Genomic DNA, 6,000 nt, shown 5'->3' on the forward strand with positions numbered 1-6,000 from the left:
TGATCCCTTCGTGATGTGTTGACCGTTCAACTGTAGTGGTTACGGTAAATGGGGTCACGGGTCGCCGTCGGCATCCAGTCCTTCTCCGCGAATTCATCACCGAACACATTGCGGTATCAATTACAGTTGGGTCCGTCGGGCGATCCGTCACGCGGATGCCGAGCGCAGGAGGGCATCGCAGCCCGCGGGTCGCCCAACCGCAGCTGACGAAAGGGGCTCCGTCATGAGCCGAGCATCGACCGCGACGATTCCACGCGGGCCCGAGGATGTCACCGAAGAATGGTTGTCGAGCATTCTCGAACAGCACGGCCATCCGGCCGACATCGGAGCTGTGGTGGTCAAGCCGATCGGGACCGGTCAGGTAGGTGCCACCTTCAGGGTGACGCCCACCTACGAGCGGCGACCCGATGGTCTCCCGGACACCTTCGTCGTCAAGCTGCCGGCCGCCGACGAAAAAGTCCGCAACTCGGTGACATTCGGCTATCGCAGCGAATGTGCGTTCTACGCCTCGGTCAAGCGGCAAGTGCTCGTCCCGGCGCCCGACTGTTTTCATGTCGATGTGAGTGCGGATGCCACCGACTTCGTGCTGCTCCTCGCCGACCAGGTGGGTGCGGAGCAGGGTGATCAGCTGGCCGGATGTGGTTTCGACGAGGCACTGCTCGCCGTTCGCGCTCTTGCCGGCCTGCACGCGCCCACGTGGAACGACCCGGTATGGCGGGACTTCGAGGGGCTCGCGTTCAACCTCCGGGACGAGGCCGCGATCCGGGGCCTGGGAGACTTCGCCGAGATGAGTGTCGCGCTCGCACTGGGTCGGATCGGCGACCAACTCATCCCGGTCGACCACGAAACCCTCGCTGCTGCCATGGGATCGGTCACCGGCTGGCTGCTGTCCGAGCGCGCCCCATGGGCCCTGCTGCACGGCGACTTCCGCCTCGACAATCTCCTGTTCCACGCCGACGGGAAAGGTGTGGCGGTGGTCGACTGGCAGACTCTCGGGGTGGGTCTGCCCACCCGCGATCTGGCCTACTTCACCGGGACCAGCCTGGAGCCGGACGTACGACGAGCAGTCGAGGGTCGACTGGTCGACCATTACCACGCCGAGCTCCGAACACACGGCGTGACCGACTATTCCCGTGCCCAGTGCTGGGAGGATTACCGACTGGGGATGATCCAGGCACTCCTGATCCCGTGCATCGCGATCGCCGCCTCCATCGAAACAGACCGCGGAACAGCGATGTTCGTCGCCATGATCCGGCGCGGTTGCGAGGCGATCCGTGATCTGGGCACGCTCGCACTCATCCCCGCACCGATGGAACCGGAGCAGTGATGGTGGGACAACCCATTCCACGCACCGCCGTCATCGGGGCAGGCATCAGCGGCCTCACGACCGGAAAGATGCTGGGCGACTACGGGGTGCCGTACACCACCTTCGAGTCGTCGGACCGCATCGGCGGAAACTGGGCGTTCGGGAATCCGAACGGCCACAGCAGCGCGTACCGGTCGCTGCACATCGACACATCCAAGCATCGACTGTCCTTCAAGGACTTCCCGATGCCCGACAGCTATCCCACCTTTCCGCACCACACCGACATCAAGGCCTATCTCGACGACTATGCAGCGGCCTTCGGATTGCTCGAGAACATCGAGTTCGGCAACGGCGTCACGCATGCGGCCCGGTCCGCAGACGGGCGATGGCACATCGAGGACCAGGCAGGCGCTCAGCGTGAGTTCGACTTCCTGGTGGTCGCCAACGGGCATCATTGGGATCCGCGCTACGCCGACTTTCCCGGTGAATTCTCCGGTCGGCGGATTCACTCCCATGACTACATCGATCCGCGCACGCCGCTCGATCTGAGTGGTCAGCGCATCCTGATCGTCGGGATCGGCAACAGTGCCGCGGACATCGCCGTCGAACTCTCGTCGAAGTCGCTCGACAACACGGTGACCCTGTCGACCCGGTCGAGTGCCTGGATCGTGCCCAAATACATCGCCGGAAAACCCGGCGATGCATACTGGCGCACCACCCCGCATCTCCCACTGGGCTTGCAACGCAAGGCCTTGCAGATGATGATGCCGCTGATGGGGACCGATCCGACGCTCTACGGACTTCCTCCGGCGAACCACAAGCTCTTCGAGGCGCATCCGACCCAGTCCGTCGAGCTGCCGCTCCGACTCGGATCGGGCGACGTGATACCCAAGCCCAACGTGTCGCGACTGGACGGGGCCACAGTACATTTCGAGGACGGCACGAGCGGCGACTTCGACGTGATCGTGTACGCGACCGGCTACAACATCACCTTCCCTTTCTTCGATCCGGAGTTCGTCAGCGCCCCCGGCAACCAGATCCGTCTGTACAAGAGGATCTTCAGGCCGGGCATCGACAACCTCGCGTTCGTCGGGTTCGCACAGTCGGTCCCGACGCTGTTCCCGTTCGTCGAGTGCCAGTCGCGCGTGGTCGCGGCCTACGCCGTCGGTCGGTATGCCCTTCCTGACGTTGGTGAGATGGAGCAGATCATCGACAAGGATCAGGAGCTGCACAACGGACACACCACCGACAGCCCGCGGCACACCCAGCAGGTGGACTACTTCGTGTACGAGCACGACATCCGCACCCGGGAATTGCCGACCGGCGCGAAGCGTGCCGAATCACGCGGCTTCCCGACGCCGACCGGCGGCCGATCCGAACCGCGACTGCTTCGATCACGTCGTAACTGATAGATCGCCTTCTGATGCGCGCGTGCTCGCCGCGAGGCCTGCCGAGCGAACCCGATCAGTACTGGGTGTTGCCCAGATCGACGGCGATGGCGGCCGCCGTGATCCGTTTGGCGGCATCGCTGGCCAGCCACACGACGGTGTCGGCGATGTCCTCGGGCTCGGCGATCCAGTCCGGCAGGAACGGAGTTCCCATGTTGCCCAGCTGGGGGTTGGTCTGCACGGAACTCATCAGCTTCTCGACCATGTCGCCCGAGCCCATCGCGGTGTTCACGGCCCCCGGATGCACACTGTTGACCCGAATTCGATGCCGGCCCAGTTCGGCGGCGAATCCGCGGGCCAGGCCCGTGACCGCGTGTTTGCTGGCGGTGTAATGAACCATGAACGGCTGCATCTTGATACCTGCCGCCGAGCTGATCAGGATGATCGATCCGCCGTCGCCGCCCTCGATGATCTTGGGTGCACCGGCCATGACTGCGTTCCACGTGCCGGTCACGTTGATGTCGATGAGCTCGCGAAAGTTCGCGGAGGTGATCTGATCCCACGGCTGCGGCGAGGAGATGCCTGCGTTGGCGACCACGATGTCGAGGCGGCCGAGCTCGGCGACCCCGTCGCTCACCGCAGCTGTGAGCGCGTCGAGGTCCCGGGTGTCGGCGACCGTCGTGAGGATGCGTCGGCCCTGAGCCCGGACGAGCTCGACCGTCTCGTCGAGGTCGTCCGGCGTTGCCGAATCGTAGGGCACGAAATCGGGAAGTGGACCGGCGAGGTCGACACCGATGATGTCGGCCCCCTCGGCCGCCATCTGTACGGCGTGGGCGCGTCCCTGGCCGCGGGCGACACCGGTGATGAATGCGACCTTTCCGGCGAGTCGATCGGCCATGTGCACGCTCCTGTCCGTCGCCGGCTTGACTGGTGTCGCCGACCGCTGTAGTAAGTGACACGGTAATGCTTACCATATAGGCCTCGACACGCACCTGAGTTGCCGTTCGGGGAGTATTCGGGGTCGCGCTGACCCAGGGGACGTGATGGCACCGGGAGAGGATCAGACGCATGGCCGATTCGGCGGTCGCCGACGAGGATTCCGCCGAGATCCTTGTCGACACGCACAGGACGGGAATTCTCATGGGGAAACTGACAGGGCGTACGGCCGTGATCACCGGCGGAGCGCAGGGACTCGGCTTCGCCATCGCGAGGCGATATGTGGCCGAGGGTGCACGGGTGGTCCTGGGCGATCTCGATCTCGCCGCGACCGAAGCCGCGGCGGAGGAATTGGGCGGACGTGACGTCGCTGTCGCGGTTCGTTGCGACGTGACCGTCGGCAATGAGGTCGACGCCCTCCTCGCCGCGGCGCGGGACACATTCGGGGGCCTGGACATCGTGGTCAACAACGCGGGCATCACCCGGGATGCCACCATGCGGACGATGACCGACGATCAGTTCGACCAGGTGATCGGTGTTCACCTGAAGGGTACCTGGAACGGGCTCCGCAAAGCGGCTGCGATCATGCGCGAGAACAAGAGTGGTGCGATCGTCAACATCTCGTCGATCTCCGGAAAGGTCGGGATGGTGGGGCAGACGAACTATTCGGCGGCGAAGGCGGGCATCGTCGGCATGACCAAGGCCGCAGCCAAGGAGATGGCACACCACGGCGTGCGGGTCAACGCGATCCAGCCCGGGCTCATCCGATCGGCCATGACCGAGGCGATGCCCGAGCGCATCTGGCAGGAGAAACTCGCGGGTGTGCCGATGGGACGGGCCGGTGAACCGGGCGAGATCGCGGGTGTGGCGCTCTTCCTCGCATCGGATGATTCGTCGTACATGACGGGGACGGTCCTGGAGGTCACCGGCGGACGCTTCATGTGATGGTGGGGACGGACCATGACAGACCGGCCATGACGACGAAAGAGGATGACCATGCGTGAAACCGTGATCTGCGAACCCGTGCGGACGCCGATCGGCCGTTACGGTGGAGCCCTTCGATCCCTCACCGCGGTCGATCTCGGCGTCGCCGCACTCACCGGCCTGCTGGACCGCACCGGTGTCGCGTCCGAACACGTCGAGGATGTGATCCTGGGACATTGCTATCCGAGTAGTGAGGCGCCCGCCATCGGGCGTGTGGTCGCACTCGACGCGGGTCTGCCCGTGACGGTCCCGGGTATGCAGGTGGATCGTCGCTGCGGCTCCGGCCTGCAAGCGGTCATCCAAGCCGCCATGCAGGTCGGTACCGGCCAGAACGACCTCGTCGTAGCGGGTGGTGCCGAGAGCATGAGCAACGTCGCCTTCTACTCGACGGATATGCGATGGGGCGGCGCGCGTCACGGGATCCAGGTGCACGACGGCCTGGCGCGCGGCAGGACCACCGCAGGTGGACGTCATCATCCGGTACCCGGCGGCATGCTCGAGACCGCGGAGAATCTCCGGCGCGAGTACGAGATCTCACGTGCCGATCAGGACGAACTGGCCGCCCGGTCGCATGAGCGGGCTGTCGCGGCCCAGAAGAACGGCATCTTCGAGCAGGAGATCATTCCCGTTGCGGTGCCGACCCGCAATGGTGCGGACACCGTCGAGGCCGACGAGCACCCGCGTGCCGACACCACGGCCGATTCGCTGGGTAGGCTGAAACCTGTTCTGATCAAAGATGATCCGGATTCAACTGTCACCGCGGGCAACGCGAGCGGTCAGAACGACGCGGCATCGATGTGCATCGTCACGACACCGGAGCGTGCAGGTGAACTCGGCCTGAGGCCACTCGTTCGCCTCCTGTCCTGGGGTTGCTCGGGGGTGGCGCCGAGAGTAATGGGCATCGGTCCGGTCCCGGCCACCGATCTGGCTCTGTCCCATGCGGGTCTGGCCTTGGGCGACATCGATCTCATCGAGCTCAACGAGGCGTTTGCCGCCCAGGCACTTGCGGTGATGAAGGAGTGGCAGTTCACCCCGGCCGACCTCGAGCGGACGAATGTGCACGGCTCCGGGATCTCGCTCGGGCATCCGGTCGGCGCAACGGGAGGTCGCATGCTGGCGACGCTGGCGCGCGAGTTGCACAGGCGCGACGCGCGATACGGACTGGAGACGATGTGCATCGGCGGCGGCCAAGGTCTGGCCGCGATCTTCGAGCGCGTCGGCTGACAAGAAACGGGGAGAGAATGACAAGGCTGGCACAGACTCTGGGGTTGACCGGGATCCAGTCCGAGATCGTGGCGAATGTTCGCCGGTTTGTGGACAAGCAGATCATTCCGTACGCGCAGGAGCTCGAGCATGGCGATGTCTATCCGCAGGAGATCGTCGACG

5 protein-coding genes and 1 pseudogene are annotated in these 6,000 nt (G+C 64.9%); 5 read left to right on the top strand and 1 reads right to left on the bottom strand.

Annotated features, from left to right (window positions below; genetic code table 11):
- Positions 1-223 precede the first annotated feature (223 nt).
- Positions 224-1,327: a phosphotransferase family protein gene (locus IDF66_RS23690; RefSeq protein ID WP_190268883.1), complete on the top strand. Its 1,104-nt coding sequence runs from the start codon at positions 224-226 to the stop codon at positions 1,325-1,327.
- A complete protein-coding gene (locus IDF66_RS23695) occupies positions 1,327-2,715 on the top strand; it encodes a flavin-containing monooxygenase (RefSeq protein ID WP_223310033.1) in 1,389 nt (462 codons plus the stop codon). The genes IDF66_RS23690 and IDF66_RS23695 overlap by 1 nt, the downstream gene beginning before the upstream one ends.
- Before the next feature lie 55 nt (positions 2,716-2,770).
- Here the strand turns inward: IDF66_RS23695 and IDF66_RS23700 are convergent, their stop codons facing one another.
- Positions 2,771-3,592 carry a mycofactocin-coupled SDR family oxidoreductase gene (locus tag IDF66_RS23700; RefSeq protein ID WP_164310628.1) on the bottom strand — a complete coding sequence of 274 codons (822 nt, stop codon included), beginning with the start codon at positions 3,590-3,592 and terminating at the stop codon, positions 2,771-2,773.
- Positions 3,593-3,834: 242 nt separating this feature from the next.
- Between IDF66_RS23700 and fabG the strand changes: the two genes are divergently transcribed.
- The 3 genes and pseudogenes from fabG to IDF66_RS23715 form a co-directional block, all read left to right on the top strand.
- Entirely contained in the window at positions 3,835-4,575 is a 741-nt protein-coding gene (gene fabG / locus IDF66_RS23705) for a 3-oxoacyl-ACP reductase FabG (RefSeq protein ID WP_190268910.1), read from the top strand.
- Positions 4,576-4,626: 51 nt separating this feature from the next.
- Entirely contained in the window at positions 4,627-5,838 is a 1,212-nt protein-coding gene (locus IDF66_RS23710) for an acetyl-CoA C-acetyltransferase (protein ID WP_190268884.1), read from the top strand.
- Between the two features lie 17 nt (positions 5,839-5,855).
- A pseudogene (locus IDF66_RS23715) lies at positions 5,856-6,000 on the top strand (acyl-CoA dehydrogenase family protein); the annotation flags it as partial.

Origin of the sequence: Gordonia hankookensis (genome assembly GCF_014673215.1) — a bacterium.
Taxonomy (GTDB): domain Bacteria; phylum Actinomycetota; class Actinomycetes; order Mycobacteriales; family Mycobacteriaceae; genus Gordonia; species Gordonia hankookensis.

What these genes read in the sequence shown, in the direction of transcription:
- IDF66_RS23690 (WP_190268883.1), top strand. Translation starts at nt 224, where the DNA reads ATGAGCCGAGCATCGACCGCGACGATTCCACGCGGGCCCGAGGATGTC.
- IDF66_RS23695 (WP_223310033.1), top strand. Translation starts at nt 1,327, where the DNA reads ATGGTGGGACAACCCATTCCACGCACCGCCGTCATCGGGGCAGGCATC.
- IDF66_RS23700 (WP_164310628.1), bottom strand. Translation starts at nt 3,592, where the DNA reads ATGGCCGATCGACTCGCCGGAAAGGTCGCATTCATCACCGGTGTCGCC.
- fabG (WP_190268910.1), top strand. Translation starts at nt 3,835, where the DNA reads ATGGGGAAACTGACAGGGCGTACGGCCGTGATCACCGGCGGAGCGCAG.
- IDF66_RS23710 (WP_190268884.1), top strand. Translation starts at nt 4,627, where the DNA reads ATGCGTGAAACCGTGATCTGCGAACCCGTGCGGACGCCGATCGGCCGT.